Annotated in this window: 26 protein-coding genes; 12 read left to right on the forward strand and 14 right to left on the reverse strand. The window is 52.8% G+C overall.

Features of this window, described 5'->3' with window-relative positions; translation table 11 throughout:
• Positions 1 to 3: 3 nt before the first annotated feature.
• The gene (gene thrS, locus QE396_RS07650; protein ID WP_014169692.1) at positions 4 to 1,932 is read right to left on the reverse strand and encodes a threonine--tRNA ligase; all 1,929 of its coding nucleotides are present in this window, start codon (positions 1,930 to 1,932) and stop codon (positions 4 to 6) included.
• A gap of 323 nt (positions 1,933 to 2,255) precedes the next feature.
• Here thrS and yncL point away from each other — a divergent pair, with 323 nt between their 5' ends.
• Entirely contained in the window at positions 2,256 to 2,348 is a 93-nt protein-coding gene (gene yncL / locus QE396_RS07655; RefSeq protein WP_021241082.1) for a stress response membrane protein YncL, read from the forward strand.
• 99 nt (positions 2,349 to 2,447) lie between these two features.
• The gene (yniD, locus tag QE396_RS07660; protein ID WP_008500658.1) at positions 2,448 to 2,555 is read left to right on the forward strand and encodes a small membrane protein YniD; all 108 of its coding nucleotides are present in this window, start codon (positions 2,448 to 2,450) and stop codon (positions 2,553 to 2,555) included.
• Positions 2,556 to 2,753: 198 nt separating this feature from the next.
• Here the strand turns inward: yniD and QE396_RS07665 are convergent, their stop codons facing one another.
• Both QE396_RS07665 and QE396_RS07670 read right to left on the reverse strand, forming a co-directional pair.
• Positions 2,754 to 2,987, reverse strand: a complete 234-nt coding sequence (locus QE396_RS07665) for a hypothetical protein (protein WP_014169691.1) — start codon at positions 2,985 to 2,987, stop codon at positions 2,754 to 2,756.
• Positions 2,988 to 3,259: 272 nt separating this feature from the next.
• Positions 3,260 to 4,018 carry a YdiY family protein gene (locus QE396_RS07670; protein ID WP_025204400.1) on the reverse strand — a complete coding sequence of 253 codons (759 nt, stop codon included), beginning with the start codon at positions 4,016 to 4,018 and terminating at the stop codon, positions 3,260 to 3,262.
• 295 nt (positions 4,019 to 4,313) lie between these two features.
• Between QE396_RS07670 and pfkB the strand changes: the two genes are divergently transcribed.
• The 3 genes from pfkB to QE396_RS07685 all read left to right on the forward strand — a co-directional run bounded on the left by pfkB (position 4,314) and on the right by QE396_RS07685 (position 6,608).
• Positions 4,314 to 5,246, forward strand: coding sequence for a 6-phosphofructokinase II (gene pfkB / locus QE396_RS07675; RefSeq protein WP_020884409.1), 933 nt, complete (start codon positions 4,314 to 4,316; stop codon positions 5,244 to 5,246).
• A gap of 105 nt (positions 5,247 to 5,351) precedes the next feature.
• Positions 5,352 to 5,642 (forward strand): type V toxin-antitoxin system endoribonuclease antitoxin GhoS, encoded by a 291-nt coding sequence (gene ghoS / locus QE396_RS07680; protein WP_014169688.1) that lies wholly within the window; start codon positions 5,352 to 5,354, stop codon positions 5,640 to 5,642.
• Between the two features lie 105 nt (positions 5,643 to 5,747).
• On the forward strand, positions 5,748 to 6,608 hold the full coding sequence (locus QE396_RS07685) for a fructosamine kinase family protein (RefSeq protein WP_014169687.1): 861 nt from the start codon (positions 5,748 to 5,750) through the stop codon (positions 6,606 to 6,608).
• A gap of 36 nt (positions 6,609 to 6,644) precedes the next feature.
• Here the strand turns inward: QE396_RS07685 and QE396_RS07690 are convergent, their stop codons facing one another.
• Positions 6,645 to 7,181 (reverse strand): YniB family protein, encoded by a 537-nt coding sequence (locus QE396_RS07690; RefSeq protein ID WP_014169686.1) that lies wholly within the window; start codon positions 7,179 to 7,181, stop codon positions 6,645 to 6,647.
• Positions 7,182 to 7,329: 148 nt separating this feature from the next.
• On the opposite strand from QE396_RS07690, the gene hxpB reads away from it, so the two are divergent.
• From hxpB to QE396_RS07710, 4 genes are all read left to right on the forward strand, one after another.
• Positions 7,330 to 8,001: a hexitol phosphatase HxpB gene (gene hxpB, locus QE396_RS07695; protein WP_020884410.1), complete on the forward strand. Its 672-nt coding sequence runs from the start codon at positions 7,330 to 7,332 to the stop codon at positions 7,999 to 8,001.
• A gap of 130 nt (positions 8,002 to 8,131) precedes the next feature.
• Positions 8,132 to 8,893 (forward strand): 2-dehydro-3-deoxy-D-gluconate 5-dehydrogenase KduD, encoded by a 762-nt coding sequence (gene kduD / locus QE396_RS07700; RefSeq protein ID WP_020884411.1) that lies wholly within the window; start codon positions 8,132 to 8,134, stop codon positions 8,891 to 8,893.
• A gap of 93 nt (positions 8,894 to 8,986) precedes the next feature.
• The gene (locus QE396_RS07705) at positions 8,987 to 9,577 is read left to right on the forward strand and encodes a metal-dependent hydrolase (RefSeq protein WP_020884412.1); all 591 of its coding nucleotides are present in this window, start codon (positions 8,987 to 8,989) and stop codon (positions 9,575 to 9,577) included.
• Positions 9,578 to 9,704: 127 nt separating this feature from the next.
• Entirely contained in the window at positions 9,705 to 11,096 is a 1,392-nt protein-coding gene (locus tag QE396_RS07710) for an L-cystine transporter (RefSeq protein WP_014169681.1), read from the forward strand.
• A gap of 51 nt (positions 11,097 to 11,147) precedes the next feature.
• Here QE396_RS07710 and cedA read toward each other — a convergent pair whose 3' ends face one another.
• Positions 11,148 to 11,402 (reverse strand): cell division activator CedA, encoded by a 255-nt coding sequence (gene cedA / locus QE396_RS07715; RefSeq protein WP_071605472.1) that lies wholly within the window; start codon positions 11,400 to 11,402, stop codon positions 11,148 to 11,150.
• 187 nt (positions 11,403 to 11,589) lie between these two features.
• Between cedA and katE the strand changes: the two genes are divergently transcribed.
• On the forward strand, positions 11,590 to 13,839 hold the full coding sequence (gene katE, locus QE396_RS07720) for a catalase HPII (RefSeq protein ID WP_020884413.1): 2,250 nt from the start codon (positions 11,590 to 11,592) through the stop codon (positions 13,837 to 13,839).
• Between the two features lie 85 nt (positions 13,840 to 13,924).
• On the opposite strand, the gene chbG is transcribed toward katE, so the two are convergent.
• The 7 genes from chbG to osmE form a co-directional block, all read right to left on the reverse strand.
• Positions 13,925 to 14,683, reverse strand: coding sequence for a chitin disaccharide deacetylase (gene chbG, locus QE396_RS07725; RefSeq protein ID WP_020884414.1), 759 nt, complete (start codon positions 14,681 to 14,683; stop codon positions 13,925 to 13,927).
• Positions 14,684 to 14,694: 11 nt separating this feature from the next.
• On the reverse strand, positions 14,695 to 16,050 hold the full coding sequence (locus tag QE396_RS07730; protein WP_020884415.1) for a 6-phospho-beta-glucosidase: 1,356 nt from the start codon (positions 16,048 to 16,050) through the stop codon (positions 14,695 to 14,697).
• A gap of 110 nt (positions 16,051 to 16,160) precedes the next feature.
• Positions 16,161 to 17,000 carry a transcriptional regulator ChbR gene (chbR, locus tag QE396_RS07735; protein WP_014169676.1) on the reverse strand — a complete coding sequence of 280 codons (840 nt, stop codon included), beginning with the start codon at positions 16,998 to 17,000 and terminating at the stop codon, positions 16,161 to 16,163.
• 8 nt (positions 17,001 to 17,008) lie between these two features.
• Positions 17,009 to 17,356, reverse strand: a complete 348-nt coding sequence (gene chbA / locus QE396_RS07740) for a PTS N,N'-diacetylchitobiose transporter subunit IIA (protein WP_020884417.1) — start codon at positions 17,354 to 17,356, stop codon at positions 17,009 to 17,011.
• 47 nt (positions 17,357 to 17,403) lie between these two features.
• Complete coding sequence (gene chbC, locus QE396_RS07745) at positions 17,404 to 18,762, reverse strand: PTS N,N'-diacetylchitobiose transporter subunit IIC (RefSeq protein ID WP_014169674.1); 1,359 nt, start codon at positions 18,760 to 18,762, stop codon at positions 17,404 to 17,406.
• A gap of 79 nt (positions 18,763 to 18,841) precedes the next feature.
• Complete coding sequence (gene chbB / locus QE396_RS07750) at positions 18,842 to 19,159, reverse strand: PTS N,N'-diacetylchitobiose transporter subunit IIB (protein ID WP_008500676.1); 318 nt, start codon at positions 19,157 to 19,159, stop codon at positions 18,842 to 18,844.
• A 281-nt stretch (positions 19,160 to 19,440) separates the two neighbouring features.
• Entirely contained in the window at positions 19,441 to 19,785 is a 345-nt protein-coding gene (gene osmE, locus QE396_RS07755; protein ID WP_014169673.1) for an osmotically-inducible lipoprotein OsmE, read from the reverse strand.
• A 232-nt stretch (positions 19,786 to 20,017) separates the two neighbouring features.
• Between osmE and nadE the strand changes: the two genes are divergently transcribed.
• Positions 20,018 to 20,845, forward strand: a complete 828-nt coding sequence (gene nadE, locus QE396_RS07760; RefSeq protein WP_020884418.1) for an ammonia-dependent NAD(+) synthetase — start codon at positions 20,018 to 20,020, stop codon at positions 20,843 to 20,845.
• A 123-nt stretch (positions 20,846 to 20,968) separates the two neighbouring features.
• Complete coding sequence (gene cho, locus QE396_RS07765) at positions 20,969 to 21,847, forward strand: excinuclease Cho (protein WP_014169671.1); 879 nt, start codon at positions 20,969 to 20,971, stop codon at positions 21,845 to 21,847.
• Here the strand turns inward: cho and ves are convergent.
• Both ves and spy read right to left on the reverse strand, forming a co-directional pair.
• Positions 21,825 to 22,382 carry an environmental stress-induced protein Ves gene (gene ves, locus QE396_RS07770; RefSeq protein ID WP_020884419.1) on the reverse strand — a complete coding sequence of 186 codons (558 nt, stop codon included), beginning with the start codon at positions 22,380 to 22,382 and terminating at the stop codon, positions 21,825 to 21,827. The genes cho and ves overlap by 23 nt on opposite strands.
• Positions 22,383 to 22,679: 297 nt before the next feature.
• Positions 22,680 to 23,177, reverse strand: a complete 498-nt coding sequence (gene spy, locus QE396_RS07775; RefSeq protein ID WP_020884420.1) for an ATP-independent periplasmic protein-refolding chaperone Spy — start codon at positions 23,175 to 23,177, stop codon at positions 22,680 to 22,682.
• Positions 23,178 to 23,421: the final 244 nt, after the last annotated feature.

Consider the following 23,421-nt stretch of genomic DNA (forward strand, 5'->3'; position numbering starts at 1 on the left):
ACCTTATTCCTCCAGTTGTTGAAGACTGCGGCTGCGAATCTCTTGTTGCAGCTTCTCAATCACTTCACTTACGTCCAGGCTCCCCAGGTCTTTACCACGGCGGGTGCGAACGGCAACTTTGCCTGCTTCCACCTCTTTATCACCACAGACCAACATATACGGGACACGACGTAAAGTGTGCTCGCGGATTTTAAAGCCAATCTTCTCATTTCTCAAGTCTGCTTTTACGCGAATGCCCGCATTTTGTAGTTTCTGCGTCAATTCTTTAACGTATTCAGCCTGAGAATCGGTAATGTTCATCACCACGACCTGCACTGGCGCAAGCCAGGTTGGGAAGAAGCCGGCAAACTCTTCAGTCAGGATGCCGATGAAGCGCTCCAGAGAACCGAGGATTGCACGGTGAATCATAACCGGTACCTGACGTTCGTTATCTTCGCCAACATAAGAGGCGCTTAAACGCTGCGGCAGGGAGAAGTCCAGCTGTACAGTACCGCACTGCCATGCGCGATCGAGGCAGTCATACAGGGTAAATTCAATTTTCGGACCGTAGAATGCGCCCTCGCCCAGCTGGTATTCGAACGGAATGCCGTTCTCTTCCAGCGCCACGGCGAGATCCGCTTCTGCGCGATCCCAGGTCTCATCGCTACCGATACGTTTTTCCGGACGCGTTGAGAGTTTGACGACGATCTTCTCGAAGCCAAAGGTGCTGTACATATCGTAGACCATACGAATACAGGCGTTAACTTCATCACGAACCTGATCTTCAGTACAGAAGATATGCGCATCATCCTGAGTAAAGCCACGAACACGCATCAGACCGTGCAATGCACCTGATGGCTCGTTACGGTGGCAGCTACCGAACTCTGCCATACGCAGCGGCAGATCGCGGTAGGATTTCAGACCCTGGTTGAAGATCTGAACGTGGCCAGGGCAGTTCATTGGCTTAATGCAGTATTCACGGTTCTCAGAAGAGGTGGTGAACATCGCATCTTTGTAGTTGTCCCAGTGGCCGGTTTTTTCCCACAGCACACGGTCCATCATGAACGGGCCTTTCACTTCCTGATACTGGTACTCTTTCAGCTTGGAGCGTACGAACGTTTCCAGTTCACGGAAGATAGTCCAGCCGTCATTGTGCCAGAACACCATACCCGGCGCTTCTTCCTGCATGTGGTACAGGTCAAGCTGCTTACCGATTTTACGGTGGTCACGTTTAGCCGCCTCTTCCAGGCGCTGCAGGTAGGCGTTAAGGGCTTTTTTATCGGCCCACGCGGTACCATAGATACGCTGCAACATCTTGTTGTTGCTATCGCCACGCCAGTAGGCGCCCGCGATTTTCATCAGCTTAAAGTGATGACAGAAGCGCATGTTCGGCACGTGCGGACCACGGCACATGTCGACGTATTCTTCGTGATGGTACAAGCCAGGCTTGTCATCATGAGAGATGTTTTCATCAAGAATAGAGACTTTATAGCTCTCGCCACGCTTCACGAAGGTTTCACGCGCTTCGTGCCAGCTGACTTTCTTCTTAATGACGTCATAGTTAGTTTCGGCGAGCTCGTGCATACGTTTTTCGAGCGCGTCGATATCTTCCTGAGTCAGGGTATGGTCAAGATCAACGTCATAGTAGAAACCGTTGTCGATAACCGGACCGATCGCCATTTTGGTGTTCGGCCACAGCTGTTTGATCGCATGACCTAACAGGTGTGCGCAGGAGTGACGAATGATCTCCAGACCTTCTTCGTCTTTCGCTGTGATAATAGACAGCTGCGCATCGCTTTCAATCAGGTCAGATGCATCAACCAGCTCACCATTAACACGGCCAGCGATGGTTGCTTTCGCGAGTCCAGGACCAATGTCCAGGGCAACATCCATTGGGCTTACAGCGTGGTCGTAATGGCGTTGGCTGCCATCAGGAAGAGTAATTACAGGCATTTTATATCCTTATTTGCAGTGATGCCCCACACATAAGAGCATATACAAAGAAAATAATCGTGATTTGACAATAGATTACGACACCATCTGACCAACAATCGTCAAATTGGCTCGCGATCATTCACCCGCCGAAAATCAGATAAATGCGGATTTACGGCAAGCCCTGCAATGGTAACACTAACAAAAGAGAGATTGCACCCTTTGCGGGCAGATTGCTGCGCTGGCACTTTCGCATGAATTTGCAGGGCGCATATCTCCGGTGCTCGCATTCCAGAGATGCTGGGCTACTCTTGAACAAGTCTTTAAACCCAAAGGTGCATACCATGAACGTATCAAGTAGAACGGTTGTGATATTGAACATCCTTTCAGCCACCGGTTTATTGTTGATTCTTGCAGAACGATTCCACTGGTTCTAACCGAACCGGAAGCAGGCATAACCTGATTCACCACTGGAGAAGGGGCATTTCCCCGCCCTGTTTGGTAGACTGTTCGCATCAACTTACAAGGATCAGGTTATGCCAACAAAACGATTTGCCGTAAAACACTGGAAAATGGTACTGGTGCTGATTGCCATCTGCGGCGCGATGCTGCTTCTGCGTTGGGCGGCAATGATTTGGGGCTGAACGTGAATATAAATAACTGCGCAGGGAATAACATCGTTATCCGTAATAACCTTTTGCGGGTATTCACCGCCAGGACGAAATACGGACGATAGGTTTACGTCAAATAGGTTTACCGCGAAAAAACCGGTACCACAAAATCCGGTTTTTTTGGCGCGTTGAATTAGCGTTTAAACGTCAATAACAACACGGCAAAACCCATCAGGACCATTCACCTGCAACCAGTTTATGGACGTCAAAAGCATCATTCATAGACTGACCGGTGGACTGAGAGGCTGGCGCGATGTTAGACCCGGCTTCAACGTCAGCGGCTTTCGCAATGCCGATTTGGCTGTGGGTCTCACTGGCTGTCGGGGTGGTTTCATCAGCAGCAAATACGCCAAAAGACAGTGCGGAAAGCACCATCGCTGCTGCGGCAGTTTTGATTTTTTTCATAATGTTTTTTCTCTTTCTACATTTAATACTAATAATGCTAAATACCTTAAGGCCGAATTCTGCCCGTGCTAAGAGTGTAGATCCAGATCACACTTTTGCCTAGCCTGTTACGTTATCAATTCGTGTCAAATAAGCCGCAAATTAATGAAAGTGCATTATGAAGAAATTATGGAGATATCAGCAGACCAGATATTTCAAAACAGTGTTTAATATAAAACAGCACAGTTTCAAAAAATAAAAAACGGGCCGATAGCATAATCGGCCCGAGAATATTACATTTTATAACCCAGTGAAACCGTGGTTCTGCGGTCGGTATGATCCGGAGCAGAATCAGGAGGAGAAGAGTTCCAGGTGACGTTGTAGGCCACTTTCAGGCCAAAGTGTTCGTTGATGGCCACGTTCAGCGCTGTTTCTGAGTTCAGCGTCGTATCGTCGGCACCAAACACAGACACCCCCTGGGTAAATTTGGTGTTGTCAGTCATCTGCCAGGCATAGGTGCCGGAAGCGTAACCGAGCGGTTGAGTTTTGGTTTCGCCGTCGGTGTACTCGTCGTAGCGCACACCTGGACCGAATTCAAAACGTAAACTGTGTACCGGACCGTTCAGGAACTGACGACCATAACCGGCAGTGAACACATCACGCTGGCGATAGCCGTTGTAACGGTCAGTTAACCAGCTGGCCTGACCAAACAGATAGTCAAAGTCGGTCATGTTGTAACGGCTACGTCCGCCAACCGCATATTTCTCGGAAGAGCGTTCGTCATTCGCGGAGGTGTTACTGGCATTTCCCCACAGAGACCAGGCGGTGGTATTACCGTACCAGGTCAGCGTACTGTCCGCCGTGAGAGAGGAGCTTTTCGTGTTACCGGATTGTGCAAGATAGCCAGCGTTCAGGTTACCTTCAAACGGTTTTTGCGCGGTGGCTGGATCGTCCATGACAGTAAAAACGGAATCATCTGCGGTCGCGTTCATTGCAGCAAACACGCCACCCGCCAGCATCAGTGCAGCGGGTACTGTCTTCAAAAGCTTCATTTTATTAAGGAGTCCGTACAACAAAAAAAGAGACCACACGGTCCCGGAAACTTTCTTGAGGATCAATGACAAGGCGTCCAGAGAAAGGTAACAAATTATAAAAAGCCGCAAATAACATAGCAATGATTTCTTATTTCATTTTTTGAATAAGAACGATCTCAAAAAGCGTTTTATTTTATATAAGCCGCAGCAGACTTTATGTCAGTATTCATATTTAAAATCATACTGTTATTTACATTGCCTTCCTGACAAATGGTGCCAGACTAAAAGGAACCCACGCTAAAAGGAGGTAATGATGGTTTCTATCTACACCCTGACGCTCTCCCCTTCCCTCGACTCCGCCACCCTGACGCCCCAGATTTACCCGGAAGGTAAATTGCGCTGCAGCGCCCCGGTGTTTGAGCCCGGCGGCGGCGGTATCAATGTGGCGCGAGCCATAACGCACCTCGGTGGAAAGGCGACAGCAATTTTCCCCACAGGCGGCGCGACCGGTGAGCACCTGGTCTCTCTGCTGGCCGATGAACAGGTGGCCTCGCAGACCGTCGAGGCCAAAGACTGGACGCGGCAAAACCTGCATGTGCACGTGGAGTCCAGCGGCGAGCAATACCGTTTCGTCATGCCGGGTGCAAAACTCAGTGAAGATGAGTTTCGTCAGCTTGAAGAGAAGGTGCTGGCCATTGAGAGCGGTGCTCTGCTGGTGATAAGCGGCAGCCTGCCGCCCGGTGTCAGCACGGAAAAACTGACGGCGCTGATTCGGGCCGCGCAGCAACGCGGTATCCGCTGCATTGTCGACAGTAGCGGCGAGGCACTGCAGGCAGCCCTGACGCCGGGCAATCTTGAGCTGGTTAAACCCAATCAGAAAGAGTTAAGCGCGCTGGTGAACCGCGAGCTGAACCAGCCGGACGATGTCCTCACCGCCGCGCAGGAGCTGGTTCACAGCGGCAAAGCGCGACGGGTCGTGGTCTCCCTTGGCCCGCAGGGTGCCCTGGCTGTGGACGAAACGGGGTCCGTTCAGGTTGTCCCGCCGCCGATGAAAAGCCAGAGTACCGTGGGCGCAGGTGATAGCATGGTTGGAGCGATGACCCTGAAACTGGCCCAGGGTGCTTCATTACTGGAGATGACACGCTACGGCGTCGCAGCGGGTAGCGCTGCCACCATCAACCAGGGCACACGTCTCTGTTCGCTTAGCGACACGCAAAAAATCGTCGATTACCTGTCCCGAAATTAATCCCCCTTTTCCCCTTCTCTGTGAAGGGGAAATACGCGGCATAGTCGCCAAACGCAGCCTATCGACTATGCTAAGAAAACTTCCAAGATAACAATGAGGTGAATTATGAGCAGTGGTGACATCACCCGCTACGTCGTTACCATCAACATTCATCAAGCGTCGCTGACCGAGCTTAATGAGCTCAACAACGCCTTTACCCGGGCCAATTTCCTGCTCACACTCACGGATGACGAGGGCAATATCCATGATTTAGGCACCCTGACGTTTGGCCTGATCAGCGCCCTGAGTAAAGAAGAGGTTCACGCTCTGGCGGCCAGTCTGGTCGAAAGCGTGACCGACAAAGCGGCAGAAATTGATCTTGATACCTGGGAAAGCTGGCAGAAAAAAGAACAATAAGTGCCCTGCATGAATTTAAACCGCTCAGGTGTGCGTTAGTTCGTATTTTTTTACCGCAATTATGCGCTAACTTTATGATCTGGCAGACAACATGGGAGAGACAACATGTGGCAGGCTATCAGTCATCTTTTAAGTGAGCAACTGGGTGAAGGTGAAATTGAACTGCGGAACGAACTGCCAGGCGGAGAAATCCACGCCGCATGGCACTTACGCTACGCCGGGCGCGATCTCTTTGTTAAATGCGATGAGCGAGAGCTGCTTCCGATTTTCACCGCCGAAGCCGACCAGCTGGAACTGTTGTCGCGCAGTAAAACGGTGACGGTCCCGCAGGTCTGGGCCGTGGGCAGCGACCGCGACTACAGTTTTCTGGTCATGGAATTTCTTCCTGCCCGCCCGTTAGACGCCCATAACGCCTTCATTCTCGGCCAACAGTTAGCGCGACTGCATCAATGGAGCGACCAGCCGCAGTTTGGTCTCGATTTTGACAACGACCTCTCCACCACTCCACAACCTAATGCCTGGCAACGACGCTGGTCGACATTCTTTGCTGAGCAACGCATTGGCTGGCAGCTGGAACTGGCTGCGGAGAAAGGTCTGGAGTTTGGCAATATCGATGCCATCGTCGAACACATTCAGCAGCGTCTGGCATCCCACCAGCCTCAGCCGTCTCTGCTGCACGGCGATTTGTGGTCAGATAACTGCGCGCTGGGTCCTGACGGCCCCTATATCTTCGACCCGGCCTGTTACTGGGGCGACAGGGAGTGTGACCTGGCGATGCTGCCACTGCACCCTGAGCAACCGCCGCAAATTTACGACGGGTACCAGTCCGTGCTGCCTCTGCCGCAGGGTTTTCTTGAGCGCCAGCCGGTGTATCAGCTGTACACACTGATGAACCGCGCCATTCTGTTTGGCGGAGAACATCTGGTCAATGCCCAGAGGGCACTTGAACGTGTGCTTGCCGCGTAATGGCGGGACGGGTGGCTATGTCGCCACCCTTATCGGTTACAGGAATCCCAACAGCGAAAAGAAGAAGTACCCCGCCACGATGATAATGACTGGCAGGATATACAGCGGGAAAATTTGCAGGAAAATGGTGTGACGCGGCACAACAATGCGGGACTCAATCTGCTCGCGGCTCATCCCTTCCGGGCCTTTCGCCTGTTCGAGAATCATCTGGTCTTCCACACCTTCGCGTAAAAAGCGCGTCTGACGGCTCATGCGTGCGCCAGAGGCCTGCAACGCCATACCAATAAAGATCAGCGCGTAGATCACCCAAAACCCGAGATTCAACTGCTGATGAAAATTCGGCGTCGGCGAATTGAACCAAAAGACATTCAGAAACGGCGTGTTAAAACGCATCATTTCAATCATGACATGAGCAAAATCAAGCATTACCGCATTAATACCTGGCTGTTTTTCACTGTGATCGTACATAAACTTGAGCACAGAGATCAGCGTCGAAATGACGGCTGGAATAAAAATTACCCAGCCAGCAATACGTTTTAAGACAGCAATGCGTCCAGCTTGTTGATACGTCATCAGTTCCCCTTCATAAAGACGCGTTATTTCTGCCTAAGTCTACCTGCTGACCATCATTTTCGCCCGCTCTTTAAAGGCAATATGCTAAATTGCAGAGTGCACTTAGCATTTATCGTCTGTCGTACACCCTGGATAAGGAGACGTTGTGATGTCGACACCGCGCCAGATTCTTGCCGCAATTTTTGACATGGATGGATTACTGATCGATTCCGAACCGTTGTGGGATCGCGCCGAACTGGACGTTATCGCCAGCCTGGGCGTTGATATCAGCCGCCGTAATGAACTTCCGGATACGCTTGGTCTGCGCATCGATATGGTGGTGGACCTGTGGTATGCCCAGCAGCCGTGGGTGGGACCCGACCGCGACGAAGTGACCGCGCGTATTATCAGCCGCGCCATCTCACTGGTGGAAGAGAGCAAGCCCCTGCTGCCCGGCGTGCGTGAAGCCGTCGCGCTGTGTAAAGCGCAGGGGTTGAAAGTTGGCCTGGCGTCAGCTTCACCGCTGCATATGCTGGAAAAAGTACTGACCATGTTTGAGCTGCGCGACAGCTTCGACGCGCTGGCCTCAGCGGAAACGTTGCCATACAGCAAGCCGCACCCGCAGGTCTATCTCGACTGTGCCGCTAAACTCGGTCTTGATCCCCTCTGCTGTGTCGCGCTGGAAGATTCCGTTAACGGAATGGTGGCCTCGAAGGCCGCACGCATGCGCTCGATTGTTGTTCCCGCGGAGGAAGGCCGACACGATCCCCGTTTTGCCCTTGCCGACGTAAAGCTGTACTCACTGGTTGAGTTGACGGCGCAGCACCTGCGCGGCGAGTAACCCGCCCTTTTCAGGCAGCGTCAGGCTGCCTGCTTTAAAAACAAAACATCGTTTCATTTTGTTTGCTTTTCTTATCCCCCGCTTCTATCCTTAGCGTCAGAATGACAATAACCTTACTTCTGAGGCGCGTATGATACTGGATAACTTCACTCTGTCAGGAAAAGTGGCCATCGTCACCGGATGCGATACCGGTCTGGGACAAGCCATGGCCATTGCGCTGGCGCAGGCGGGATGCGACATCGTGGGTGTTAACCGCAAAGCGCCGGAGGAAACGGCTGCCTGCATTAGCGCGCTCGGAAGGCGGTTCAGGGCGATTCGGGCCGACCTCAGTCAGCAGGAGAGTCTTCAGGACGTTGTTGACAGCGCGGTTGCTGAGATGGGGCGAGTCGATATTCTGGTGAACAATGCCGGGACCATACGCCGTGAAGATGCTCTCGCGTTCAGCGAAAAGGACTGGGATGACGTCATCAACCTGAATCTGAAATCGCTTTTTTTCCTCTCCCAGGCCGTGGCTAAACAGTTTATTGCGCAGGGCCAGGGCGGGAAAATCATCAATATCGCCTCGATGCTCTCATTCCAGGGTGGCATCCGCGTGCCCTCTTACACCGCGTCCAAAAGCGGCGTGTTGGGGATCACGCGTCTGCTGGCCAATGAATGGGCGACACACGGCATCAATGTTAACGCCATCGCGCCAGGCTACATGGCGACCAACAACACTCAGCAACTGCGGGATGATCAGCAGCGCAGCCAGGAGATCCTCGACCGGATACCTGCCGGGCGCTGGGGAGTACCGGAAGACCTGCAGGGACCGGTGGTCTTTTTAGCCTCCGCCGCCTCGGATTACGTGAACGGTCATACGTTAGCCGTCGACGGGGGCTGGCTGGCGCGCTAGGCGCGTTTGTGACATACAGTTACACCGTCACCTCTTTCGTCTACTGTATAAAAACCCTATACTGTATGAATTGACAGTTTTGTGGGTTTTATCATGACGGCGGAAGGCCATCTGCTTTTTTCCATTGCGTGCGCAGTTTTTGCCAAAAACGCTGAACTTACCCCTGTGCTCGCACAGGGGGACTGGTGGCATATTGTCCCGTCCGCCGTGTTGACCTGTCTGCTGCCCGATATCGACCATCCAAAATCGTTCCTGGGACAGCGGCTAAAGTGGATATCAAAACCCATCGCCCGCGCGTTTGGTCACCGTGGGTTTACCCACAGCCTGCTGGCTGTATTCGGCCTGCTCACCCTTTTCTATTTAAAAGTCCCTGAGAGCTGGATAGTGCCCGCCGATGCCATCCAGGGAATGGTGCTGGGTTATTTAAGCCATATCCTTGCCGATATGCTGACACCTGCGGGCGTGCCGCTGCTCTGGCCATGCCGCTGGCGGTTCCGTTTGCCCATTCTTGCGCCGCAGAAAGGTAATCAGCTTGAGCGTGTGTTGTGTATGGCGCTCTTTGCCTACGCCGTCTGGATGCCGCAAACCTTGCCCGAAAACAGTGCAGTGCGCTGGTCATCCCAGATGATCAATTCGCTGCAATTTCAGTTCAATCGTTTCATTAATCACCAGATTGAACACTAAGCACACAAATTATTTCCATTTGTCATAACCCATTCCATTTGGATATAAGCGCCACATCACACTTCTGATAATCTTGCGCCAACAGGATCGGTAAAAACCGACCGTATAATAAATCAGGAGAACGGGGATGAATTTTCCACTCATCGCGAACATTGTGGTGTTCGTTGTATTGCTATTGCTTCTCGCGCAGGCGCGCCACAAACAGTGGAGCCTCGCGAAGAAAGTGCTGGTTGGTCTGGCCATGGGTGTCGTGTTTGGTCTGGCGTTGCAGGCTATTTACGGCTCCGATAATCCAGTTCTGAAAGATTCTATTCAGTGGTTCAACATCGTCGGTAACGGCTATGTCCAGCTGCTGCAGATGATCGTTATGCCGCTGGTGTTTGCCTCTATTCTGAGCGCCGTTGCCCGTCTGCATAACGCCACCCAGTTGGGTAAAATCAGCTTCCTGACCATCGGTACGCTGCTGTTTACCACGCTGATTGCAGCTCTGGTCGGTGTGCTGGTCACCAACCTGTTCGGGCTGACCGCTGAAGGTCTGGTCCAGGGTACGGCTGAAACGGCGCGTCTTACCGCGATTCAGACCAACTACGTGGGTAAAGTCGCTGACCTGACGGTGCCACAGATGGTGCTCTCTTTCGTGCCGAAGAACCCGTTTGCTGACCTGACCGGTGCCAGCCCAACCTCCATTATCAGCGTGGTGATCTTTGCGGCCTTCCTCGGTGTGGCGGCGCTGAAGCTGCTGAAAGACGACGCGCCGAAAGGCGAGCGCGTGCTGGTGGCTATCGATACCCTGCAAAGCTGGGTAATGAAGCTGGTCCGTCTGGTGATGCAGTTGACCCCTTACGGTGTTCTGGCGCTGATGACCAAAGTGGTTGCCGGCTCTAACCTGCAGGACATTATTAAGCTGGGTAGCTTCGTCGTCGCCTCTTATCTGGGTCTGGGCATTATGTTCGTGGTGCACGGTATCCTGCTGGGCGTCAATGGCGTTAGCCCGCTGAAATACTTCCGTAAAGTGTGGCCGGTACTGACCTTTGCGTTTACCAGCCGTTCCAGCGCCGCGTCTATTCCGCTGAACGTTGAAGCGCAGACCCGTCGTCTGGGCGTACCGGAATCTATTGCCAGCTTCTCTGCCTCCTTTGGTGCCACCATTGGTCAGAACGGTTGCGCAGGTCTCTACCCTGCAATGCTGGCGGTAATGGTTGCTCCGACCGTGGGTATTAACCCACTGGATCCCGTTTGGATTGCCACGCTGGTCGGGATTGTTACCATCAGCTCCGCAGGCGTTGCGGGTGTTGGCGGTGGCGCAACCTTCGCCGCGCTGATTGTCCTGCCGGCCCTGGGTCTGCCGGTGACGCTGGTTGCCCTGCTGATCTCCGTTGAGCCGCTGATCGATATGGGTCGTACTGCGCTGAACGTGAGCGGTTCCATGACCGCCGGTACGTTGACCAGCCAGTGGCTGAAGCAGACCGATAAAACCATTCTGGAAAGTGAAGACGACGCTGAACTGGCGCACCGTTAATCACGGATGGATAAATGAAAAAAACCGCCTGATGGCGGTTTTTTTTGGCTGTTATTCTTCAATCTCTTCATCCTGGCGGACCTGGTTCGCCCATCGCTGGGCCGACTCCGGCCCCGAAAACGCGGGCGAACGGCGGAAGTGTTCTCCCATCAGAACAAACGCTACGTATTTACCGCGCAGTTGCCAGACATCACGAAAACCATCCACCTTCAGGGCGTGTTCGGGCGGCGCGGGTTCGACGCGGGGCACGTAGCTAATGACAGGGCGGTTTTGTTGACGAAAAGGTTTCATAAGCGACGGGTTCACTAAAGCACATTCTGGAAGCAGGAAAATTCTATGATAGCCGATCCTCCCCCCACGCGTCGCGCCCTGCATCGCTCTGATAGCGCATTCCTTAACCAGGTCATCTGAAAACTCTTAGTTCGCCCGCCCTTTCGCCACATTGTTCTATAGTTAACAAGGTTTTTAGCAATGGATAAAGGAGAAGCGTGCAATGTCGAACAAAGATAAAACACATCAATCACCCATTCATGGCACTGAAGAATCTCAACCAGGCATGGACTCTCTGGCCCCAGCGGACGGCTCTCACCGCCCGTCCCCCGGCCCTTCCGCACCTGGCGAACAGCCTACCGCGCCGGGAAGTATGAAATCCCCGGATACCGGAAACGAGAAGCTGAAATCCCTTGAGTCCCACCGTAAAGGCGGCGAAGGTTTTGCACTTACCACCAACCAGGGCGTGCGCATTGCTGACGATCAGAACTCGCTGCGTGCGGGAACGCGCGGACCGACCCTGCTGGAAGACTTTATTCTGCGGGAAAAAATCACCCATTTTGACCATGAACGTATACCTGAGCGCATCGTTCACGCGCGTGGCTCCGCGGCACACGGCTACTTCCAGCCCTACAAAAGCCTCAAAGAGATAACCAAAGCGGATTTCCTTTCCGATCCGGACAAAATCACACCGGTCTTTGTCCGCTTTTCAACCGTACAGGGCGGCGCGGGTTCGGCAGATACCGTGCGTGATATCCGCGGCTTCGCCACCAAATTTTATACCGAAGAGGGTATTTTCGATCTCGTCGGCAATAACACCCCGGTGTTCTTCATTCAGGATGCGCATAAATTTCCTGACTTTGTCCATGCGGTAAAACCGGAGCCCCACTGGGCCATACCGCAGGGACAAAGTGCGCATGACACCTTCTGGGATTATGTCTCACTGCAGCCAGAAACGTTACACAACGTGATGTGGGCGATGTCAGACCGGGGCATTCCGCGCAGCTACCGCACGATGGAAGGCTTTGGTATTCATACCTTCAGGATGATCAACGCGGACGGGAAAGCCACATTCGTGCGCTTCCACTGGAAGCCTGTGGCGGGCAAAGCCTCGCTGGTGTGGGATGAAGCCCAGAAGCTGACCGGGCGCGATCCGGACTTCCACCGTCGTGAGCTGTGGGAGTCGATTGAAGCCGGTGACTTCCCGGAATATGAACTGGGGTTACAGCTGATCCCGGAAGAGGATGAGTTTAACTTCGATTTTGACCTTCTCGACCCGACAAAGCTGATCCCAGAGGAGCTGGTGCCGGTTCAGCTGGTGGGTAAAATGGTGCTCAACCGTAACCCGGACAATTTCTTTGCCGAAAATGAGCAGGTCGCGTTCCACCCGGGGCATATCGTTCCGGGGCTGGATTTCACGAATGATCCCCTCCTGCAGGGGCGGTTGTTCTCCTATACCGATACGCAGATCAGTCGCCTTGGCGGGCCCAACTTCCACGAAATTCCGATTAACCGTCCAACCTGTCCGTACCACAATTTCCAGCGCGACGGGATGCATCGCCAGGATATCGATACCAATCCGGCTAACTATGAGCCGAACTCCATCAACGATAACTGGCCGCGCGAAACGCCGCCGGGACCGAAACGCGGTGGTTTTGAGTCGTACCAGGAGCGCATCGATGGCAATAAAATCCGCGAGCGTAGCCCGTCATTCGGCGAGTATTATGCCCAACCTCGCCTGTTCTGGAACAGCCAGACGCCGATCGAGCAACAGCACATTATCGGCGGCTTTAGCTTTGAACTGAGCAAAGTGGTGCGGACTTACATCCGCGAGCGCGTGGTCGATCAGCTCGCCCATATCGATATTCAGCTTGCCCAGAGCGTGGCGGATAACCTTGGCATTACGCTGACGGACGAGCAACGCAATGCGGCCCCACCGAAAGACGTTAACGGACTGAAGAAAGATCCGTCCCTGAGTCTGTATGCGGTGCCGGGTGGCTCGATAAAAGGCCGGGTAGTGGCCATTCTGCTGAATGACAAAACCCGTGCCAGCGACGTGCTGGGGATTATGCAGGCGCTGAAAACCAAAGGCGTTCACGCCAAACTGCTCTATTCCCGCATGGGGGAAGTGACCGCCGACGACGGTTCAGTGCTGCCGGTTGCGGCCACCTTTGCCGGAGCACCATCGCTCACCGTTGATGCGGTGATTGTGCCGTGCGGCGACATCGACAGTCTGCTGAACAATGGCGATGCGATTTATTATCTGCTGGAAGCCTATAAACACCTGAAGCCGATCGCCCTTTCCGGCGATGCGCGACAGTTTAAAGCGCACCTGAAGGTGGCTGAGCAAGGCGAAGATGGCATTGTCGAAGGCGATAATGTCGATGATGCGTTTATGACCAAGCTGTTCGATCTGCTCGCAGCGCACCGTGTGTGGTCACGCAGCAGTAAGATTGATCGGATACCGGCATAAGAAAAGCCGGGTCTGGCTTTGCCCGACCCGGCGCTGATTGACATCGTTTACTCAGCCCGGCAGGCACCGCGCCTCCGGGCTATTTTCATACATCCTCAAAGGTGCCCAGATGGTACCCACGCTCGGCAATGGCGTATTTCAGCGATGCCGACGTCAGCACATCCAGTTCCGCCAGTCGCGGCCAGCAGTAGGCACTTTTACGCACAATGTTATCGACAAACGCAGGGTGTGCCATCACTTCCAGCGACCGTTCCCCGCGCGCGGCGGACTCATCCAGCACCTGCAGAAACAGCGCTTCGCTAATCTCGTCGCCGTAGAACGCGCTACTGAACCCGTCCGTTGTGGACACAGAAGACAATGACAGCCCGTGCAGCGCCTGCACCTCACGATCCACGCGCATTGCCACACCTTTGCGCTGTGCAAATTCCGCCACTGACGGGAAAAGTGCCGGGATCATATGCACGTGATGATGGCTGTCAATATGCGTGGGTTCACGGCCAAAGAGATCGACGAAACGGTTGAACTGACAGTCCAGCTCGCGGGTAATCTCCTCGAGCGGCAGCGTGCCCTGCTCTGCCTGCTCCCAAATCCATTTGCCCAGCTGTCCGTCCCGCGTCAGTCCTGGCATCGGTGAAAGCGGCATCCCGAGCGTCAATACAAAGTGCATGCCGACGCCCAGCGCTGGCACCTCGCGGCTGAGCTGCGCCGCGTGTTCAACCGCGTCACCATTAACCAGTGCCGTAGTTGAGGTCACCACACCCCGGCGGCAGGCTTCAATAATGCCGTAGTTTTGACCTTTTGAGAGGCCAAAATCATCAGCATTGACGATCAGCAGGTTTTCCATCACACATCCTCTCAGTGCTGTTTGAATTTCAGCTTCTCAATCGTGGCGGTAAAATTAGGCAACCATTTTTCATGCGCCAGAATCATTTCGCTGGCCAGTTGCTCGGCATCGCGATCGGAATGGACCAGCGGGCTGAGATTGAGTGCCAGAAGAACGTCATTGAGTTCACCGCTCAGCGCCGCATTGCTGGCTGCCACTTCAAACCCTTTGATGGTGTGGATCAACCCCATCACTTTGTCGTCAAAGTGGGTAATCCGTGGATGCGGCCTGGCGCCATCACGTCCCAGAATGCAGGTCATCTCAACGGCCCAGTCAGCCGGGATGTTGTCGATATGGCCGTGATGCGGCACATTGACGTAGTGCTCGGCCTGCTTGTCGTTGTAAATGGCGTTGATCACTTCGCACGCCGCATCGGAATAATACGCTCCGCCGCGCAGCTCAAGCTCTTTCGGTTTCACGTTCAGGTTCGGATCTTTATACAAATCAAACAGCTGCTTTTCAACTTTCTGCACCACCTGAGCGCGTGCGCCACCCTTATAGTACTCACCCATCTCGATGGCCAGCATCTCTTTCTGTTTGAAGTAGTAAAGCAGGTATGAGCAAGGCAGCAGATTAAGCGAGCGGATCAGCCCTTCGCTGAACGGCAGGTCAAAGATGTTTTTCACTGACGCAGCGGTCAGGCGTCCGGAGGCTACGCCGTCAAGCAGTTCGCTAAAGCGAGACTGACCATTCACGATGACATCTTTGATAAACACCATGTGGTTCAGGCCAAAGAGATCGATAGAAAGATCGTCGGTATCGGTCAACTCCAGCACATCGCTGATGAACATCTTCATGCCAATCGGAATATTACAGACGCCGATAAAGCGTTTGAAACCGGTGTGGCGATAGACCGCCTCGGTCACCATCCCGGCCGGGTTGGTGAAGTTAATCACCCACGCGTTGGGGCAGATCGCTTCCACATCGTTGATGATGTCAAAAATGACCGGAATGGTACGCAGCCCCTTGAACAGGCCGCCCGCGCCGTTGGTCTCCTGCCCCAGATAGCCGTGGCTCAGTGGAATACGTTCATCCATTTCACGCGCTTTGAGCTGGCCGACGCGCAGCTGGGTCGTTACGAAGTCGGCATCCTGCAGCGCCAGGCGACGGTCGAGGGTTTTATGCACGGTCAATGGCACACCGGCTTTCGCGACCATCCGCTTGCAGAGCTCAAAAATGATATTCAGTTTCTCCTGACCTTCCTCAACGTCCACCAGCCATAATTCGCTGACCGGTAATTCATGATAACGTTTCAGGAAACCTTCGAGTAATTCCGGGGTATAACTGCTGCCGCCGCCAATGGTTACGACTTTTAATTTCTTCTGCATAATATCTCCCTTAGCATATCAGGTTAATCGCCTGCAAGGTGTAGCGTACTCTTCCCGCTCTGTGGGCAAGCAATCAAGGCAATATTTGTGGCGGGTAAATCCGCCGAAATTTAATTAATTACCGTCAGGTTCTTCCGGTAACTGTTCGGTGTGAACGAGGTCAATTTCTTAAAGGTCTTAATAAACAAGCTGGGGCTACTGTAGCCTGACTCATAAGCAATATCGGTAACCGAGTAGTTGGTTATTTCCAGCTGTTTTTTAGCAAAATTAATGCGGATTTCATTAATAATTTGCACTGGCGTTTTACGATAATAACGCTGAGTTGCTCGGGTCAGATATTCCTGTGATTTACCGGACAAAGCGACCATATTTTCCAGCGCATTTTCGCTGAATTGCCCTTTATCGTGCATCAGTTCAACCGTACTGCGCAGCCACTGCGGAATATCATCGCTTACCTGCTGCTCTTCACGATGATGGCGCAGACGGTTCATCACATAAAACGTCACCGTTTCAATAAACTCATCAAATTCATTCTCGCGAAAGTTAAGCGAGGCGATAACCGTTTCAATCCAGGTCATGAACTCGTTTTTGATGCGATAGACCTGCGAGGCCACAAAGCAGAACGGCACCAGCGGCAGATAGTGTTTCTCAAAGAAGCGTCTGCTGACACCTACATTAAGAATGCGGGTTGCACCAAATTCATAAAAGCTCTGGTGATGGGACCCCATCGGCAGGAAGACGAAATCTCCCCGCTCAAGCAGGACGCGCTTGCCGTTGATTTCCTGGTAGTAGCGACCGGTCAGAACAATCGTGAACTCATAGTAGTCATGCTGATGCAGACCGCTCGCGCTCTCCGTCTTGTTGTAAATAATCACGTGAAAATTTTTGCCATTAAACAGTTGCTGTTCAAGTGCGGTTTTTATTTCCATCGCGCTGACCTCCTGCTGCAAAATCTGCCTTACTGCATCTTCTCGTGAAGCTCAATTAACTCGGCCACCAGTTCACGTGCCAGCATCGACGTCATCAGATGATCCTGCGCATGCACCAGCACCAGACTGACCTTCATCTTGCCTTCACCCTGGTCGCTTTCGATAAGCTTTGTCTGCACCAGGTGCGCTTCATTCAGCGCCGTACGGGACTGTTCCATCATGGTTTTCGCGGCTGCGAAATCACCCTGCTTGGCCTGCTTGAGCGCGGCATACGCCAGGCTACGCGCCTGCCCGGAATTGATGATAAGCCCCATCACCACCTCTTCCAGATCGTTCTCTGCGGTTTCTTCTGCGACAATACTGTCCAAATCTAACATTTTTAAGCTCCTTTTGGCTGGCGCGGGTTGCCCCGCGCCGTGCAATTTTAGAATTTCAGTGCGAGGGCGATATCCTCTTCGCTCTCTTCTTCATCGATAACGGTTGCAGCTTTGTTTGCTATCGCCACGAATGGCATATAGAGCAGTGTTGCAATCCCGAGGTTGAATATCGCCAGCAGGAAGGCAGCCACGCTACCGTTGGTGTTGAAGAACGCCCCCAGACCCGCCGGCATGGTCCACGGCGCAATGTTGGTGACGGGCGGGATAATGCCCAGGTAATAGGCCGTCAGGGTAATGGCCGCCAGCAGTGGCTGAACCAGAATGAACGGAATGAACATTACCGGGTTCATGATGATTGGCAGACCAAACAGAATCGGCTCGTTTATCTGGAAGATGCCTGACGGCAGTGCCAGCTTCGCAACCTGACGATGGTCAGCGCGACGAGAAACAATAAAGACCGCGATGATCAGACCCAGCGTCGCCCCGGTACCCCCCAGGAAGATATAAGAGTCGAGCATCGGCTTCGCCCACACATGGAAGGTTTTACCGGCTGCCAGCGCCGCGTCAACAGAGCCGTACTGCTGGTAAAGTGCAACGTTTTCCAGTGCCCATGGGGTCATGATACCGCTGTCCAGCGCCGCCAGTGCCAGTGAACCATGCACGCCAAAGAACCACAGCAGGGAGGTGAAAATCACATACGCCCAACCGACCACGCTACCCATTGACGCCAGCGGCGTTGAGATAGAGTCCATGATGATCTGGTGGAAGTTAGTGCCCCAATGAGAGAGCGCCCAGGCGATAATCCCCATGATGGAGAGAATAATGAAGCCTGGAATCAACGCGGAAAATGAACGAGAAACGGACGCCGGCACGCTATCCGGTAAACGGATAACCCAGTTGCGACGAATAATAAAGGTGAACATCTCCGCAACCACCAGACCGATAACGATACCGGAGATAATATTAGCGCCCCCCAGCCAGTTGGCCCCTACGGCATAGGCCTCACCGACGCTGTATGGCGTCACGGTCATAAAGGCGGCAATGGATAATAAACCTGCGGCCAGCGGATCCACTTTCCGCTCTTCCGCCAGTGCCATGCCAATAAAGAAAGGTGCCATCAGCGACATAATACCTAACGTACCGTTATATACGTTGCCGCCGATGGCTTTTAAACCATTAAGGGTTTCAATTGTGGAAGCGTCTAATCGAATTCCTAATGAATAAAAAAAGGAACCTTCACCAAAGCTCAGAAAAACGTTGTTAATTAAAACGAACATTGCCCCAGCCAGCGTCAACGGCATTAATCTAATAAAACCGTTTTTGATGGCATTAACGTGAGGCTGCTTTCCTATTTTAACAGCAAAAGGAAGGAGTACCTTTTCAAGTGAAGCGATGACTTTACTCATAGGAAAATACCCTTAAATGCCGCAACGCGGGTTACGGCGTATTGTGTGTGAAATAACTCTTTGACGGGAAAAATAAAAATTAATTAGCAGCTTTTTTAATTGCTGCAACAGCAGCTTTCAATACACCTAAACCATCAATCTTGCCGTACAATCCCGAATCGATCACTTCGACCGGTTTATTGGGTAACAGACGTTGAATTTCGGGCAACATATAGGCAATTTGCGGCCCCAGTAAAACGACATCGGCTGTCTGGCCTTTTTCGCCCGCCAGCGTCTCCGGAAACGCTTCGATCACCACCGGGACTTCATACTTCTCAGCCTGAGCACGCATCTTTGACACCAGAAGCGAGGTTGACATGCCTGCTGAGCAGAACAGATAGATATGTTTCTTTTCCATAGTAACTTCCCTCTCGTATGACTACCTGCCATCGCGCTATCACTCGACTCGCTATCCTGGCAGACAGGTAGTTTGCTTACTGTTGTTTGTCGTTGGAGTGAGTATACGCAATGGTACAGACAGGAGATAATTCTGCACAGGGGCAAATTGTCTCTCATTGACCTGTCGTGTTGACTACCTTCACATTTCAGGCAAATAATTCGCGAGAAGAAATAAGATTTACGTATGTATAAAAAAACCGGCCCAACGGCCGGTTTGTTAACATACTCAGGCAAGAAGGGTTACTGCGCCTTAGGTGCCTGCGGATCGGTATCGTATTCAGTACAGGTCTGGTAACCGGAGTTGATCACATGACCAGTCTCATCCAACGCAACGAAGTAGGTCTCTGCCTTACCATCACGTTGACCCAGGATATAGGTCTGGCAGGTACCGCGTGCATGAATCATTGTCACTTCCGAAGAAGGCTTGCCGGCAATCGCAGCCACCTGCGAACGGGTCATGCCTTTTTTGACATCTTTCACTACGGGCTGTGTAAACTGATCTTTGGTGCGGTCGTAGGCCGTACACCCTGCCAGCATAGTCAGTACCGCCGCTGCGCTAAGAATTCCTGCTACGTTCTTGTTCATATTCCGTCCTCTTGTTTATCAGCGTGTTATCTAAGCATGGAATAAAAAGTACTATTGTTCAACTTTGTGAATTCCGCCAGACGAATTTCGGAAAATTCTAATAAAACAACGATAACCTGCTAAATCGCCGCAATTTAGCGCACTCGAAACTGTGATCCTTGTCGTTTCTCGTTCAAAGGGTTAGTTTTAACAGTTAACACAATCTGTTTATGTTCTGCATATGGAGGGCGTGATGGCTCTGCAACAAGAGATTATTCAGGCGCTGGGCGCGAAGCCCGCGGTAGACGCACAAGAAGAGATCCGCCGCAGCGTGGATTTTTTAAAGTCTTATTTAAAAACTCACTCGTTCCTGAAATCCCTGGTGCTGGGCATCAGCGGCGGTCAGGACTCTACCCTGGCCGGTAAACTCTGCCAGATGGCAATTTCAGAGCTCCGCGAAGAGACGGGTGATGACGCGCTGCAGTTTATTGCCGTGCGTCTTCCCTATGGCGTGCAGGCTGATGAACAGGATTGCCAGGATGCCATCGCCTTCATCCAGCCCGATCGCGTGCTCACCGTCAATATCAAAGGATCGGTGCTGGCCAGCGAGCAGGCGCTTCGCGAAGCAGGCATTGAGTTGAGCGATTTTGTCCGCGGCAATGAAAAAGCCCGTGAACGTATGAAAGCGCAATACAGCATTGCCGGGATGACCAAAGGCGTTGTGGTCGGTACCGATCATGCGGCAGAAGCCATCACGGGTTTCTTCACCAAGTATGGCGACGGCGGTACCGATATTAACCCGCTCTTCCGTCTGAACAAACGTCAGGGTAAGCAGCTGCTTGCCGCGCTGGGTTGCCCGGAGCACCTTTACAAGAAAGCGCCAACGGCGGATCTGGAAGACGATCGCCCCTCCCTGCCGGATGAAGCGGCCCTGGGTGTCACCTATGACAATATTGATGATTATCTGGAAGGCAAAAAACTGGATGAAGGTACCGCGAAGATCATTGAAAGCTGGTATCTGAAAACCGAGCACAAGCGTCGCCCACCGATCACCGTGTTCGATGATTTCTGGAAAAAGTGACACTCTGGCACCCTCTCTCTGGGGAGGGGGTGTTCTCCCGCACCGTCCGTTGCGCCATCCGGCTCTTTTTTAACCAAACCGGCTCTGCTACACTGTATGCCTGAACAGTATATGGAGTAGTATGTGAGCAGGCGTCAATCCGCCCCGCGTCTTGAGTTTGAAGCGGCGGCTATCTACGAATATCCCGAACATCTTCGCCCCTGGCTTGAGGAACTGCCTAAACAGCCGGGCGTGTATATCTTTCACGGTGAGAGTGACACCCTTCCGCTCTACATTGGCAAAAGCGTAAATATTCGCAGCCGGGTCATGTCTCATCTGCGTACGCCAGACGAGGCGGCAATGCTGCGCCAGTCGCGACGCATCACCTGGTTTCGTACCGCCGGAGAGATGGGCGCGCTCTTACTGGAAGCCCGGCTGATCAAAGAGCAACAGCCGCTGTTCAATAAGCGTCTGCGCCGCAACCGGCAGCTCTGCTCCCTGCAGATAAACGCCGGTAAGCCGCAGGTTGTCTACGCACGCGAAGTCGATTTTTCTCACGCCCCCAATCTCTACGGGCTGTTCGCAAATAAACGGGCGGCTCTGCAGGCTCTGCAAACGCTGGCCGATGAGTTACAGCTGTGCTACAGCCTGCTAGGCCTCGAAGCAACCACCCGCGGGCGTGCCTGTTTCCGCTCAGCGTTGAAGCGCTGCGCAGGTGCCTGCTGCGGGAAAGAAAGCATTGAGGAACACCACGCCCGGCTCCTCGCAGGGCTGGCAGCGCTTAGCGTTAACTGCTGGCCGTGGGAGGGTGCCGTTGCGCTAAAAGAAGTTGGTGACGCGATGACCCAGTATCACATCATCAATAACTGGCTCTGGCTGGGTGCTGTTGACGATGTAAACGATGCGGCAACCTTGCTGCGCACACCCGCCGGTTTCGACCACGATGGCTACAAAATTCTCTGCAAGCCCGTGCTAACCGGCAAGTATGAGGTCATAGAGCTTAGTGCCCCGGCAGCCAGTTAATTTCGCTGAATAATAAGGTGCCTTGAGCCTCCAGCAGGCGGAGAGTATGGACGCCCTCCTCCCAGCTGGCGCCCTGATCGGCCGTCAGCAACTTATCGCCAAGCTGCCACGCCCCGCTTAACACGAACGCGACGCCCCCGCGGGAGCCGAACGTGGTAAAGGTGCGGTCAGCGACACGCACTTTCGCCTGACAACGGTCACGCCGGGTCATGATGTTGAAATCCATCGACATCCGTCCTTCGGAAAGCAGCGCTTTCACCGGCTGATCGCCGGAAAAATGGTATGGCTGATGATGTTTCAGGGTATGGCAGAACGCCTGACCGGCATCCAGCGTTACCTCACCCCCTTCAAGCAAGGTAATCACCCGATCGACACCGGGAAAAGAGGAGAATTCGCCATTGCTGGCGATGGTCGCGATACTGGCACGCCAGTAAAAATCGCGCGTTGCGGGCGGAAAACAACAAATTTCCCGCGTCTCGCCTGCGCCATTGCGCCAGAGGCTGACCGGCATCTTACGGATATCAAAGAACTCCATCACCACTCCTGAAAGGCACAACCTGTGCTAGGGCAAGGATATCGCTATCGTTGCTGTCTTGTTTGTTATCGTTGGGTTTTCACAGACACAGTATCGGCAGCAAAGCGGGCAGGCCTTAGCGGAACGTTAATAAAAATTATAACGCCATGACTCTGCAAACATTCTCTGAAGCGACTACAGGAGAATACCGCTCTGGCGGCGGCAGACAAGAGGGCAGGAAAGAAAAACCGCCGGTCCTGTCCACAGCGTTAGCGCTTTTGTGGACAGGATCCCGGCGGTCTTAAGATGTTGAACCGATTATTCAGTTGGTGCTGGCATTTTACCTTCCATTGCTGGACGTTCTGTCAGACGCTTCTCAAAATTGGCATTAAATTGTTTTTTCTGTTCCGGCGTCAGAATGTTGTAGATCTTGTTCTGGGTTTCCATATGCGCCAGCATGCGGGCTTTATGCTGCTCAGCCATTTTGTCGATCTGCGCTTCGGCTTTTGCTTTATCGAAGCTGTCGCTGGCGATGATGTCATGCATCGCGCGGCGTTCGTCCAGTGACGGACGTTTCATCTGGTCGCGCTGGCTTTTCATGATGTCGCGGACCTGCTGTTTCTGTGCATCCGTCAGGTTCAGATCTTTAAACATCATCATCTCGTGGTGCATACCCGGCTTGCCTTTATGATGCATCATCATTTTGCCTTCGACAGGCGCGGCAGTGGTGGTGGTCGCGGTATCTGCAGCGAACGCCATGCTGGTAGCGCCCAGAGCCAGGGTAGAAGCAACAAACAGTGCAGTAAACTTACGCATAATTTATTTCCTTACTTTCAGTTATTCTTCGGCGCTATGCCGTGTTGACGAGATTAACTTTACGGGGTTTATCGTCAATTAATCAGAGCAACAGTAAAACAATGAAAGTGTAAAAAACAAATTACCGCCAAATGTGGAGGAATTAAGGATAAAGGATGGAGAGTTGCAACGAAAATATTCAAAATGATGATTTTCAAAGCAATTTAGAAAAGTATAGCGAAGTGAAGACCAATAATAAAGCAAT

This window comes from Enterobacter sp. SORGH_AS_0287 (assembly GCF_031453695.1).
Lineage (GTDB): Bacteria > Pseudomonadota > Gammaproteobacteria > Enterobacterales > Enterobacteriaceae > Enterobacter > Enterobacter ludwigii.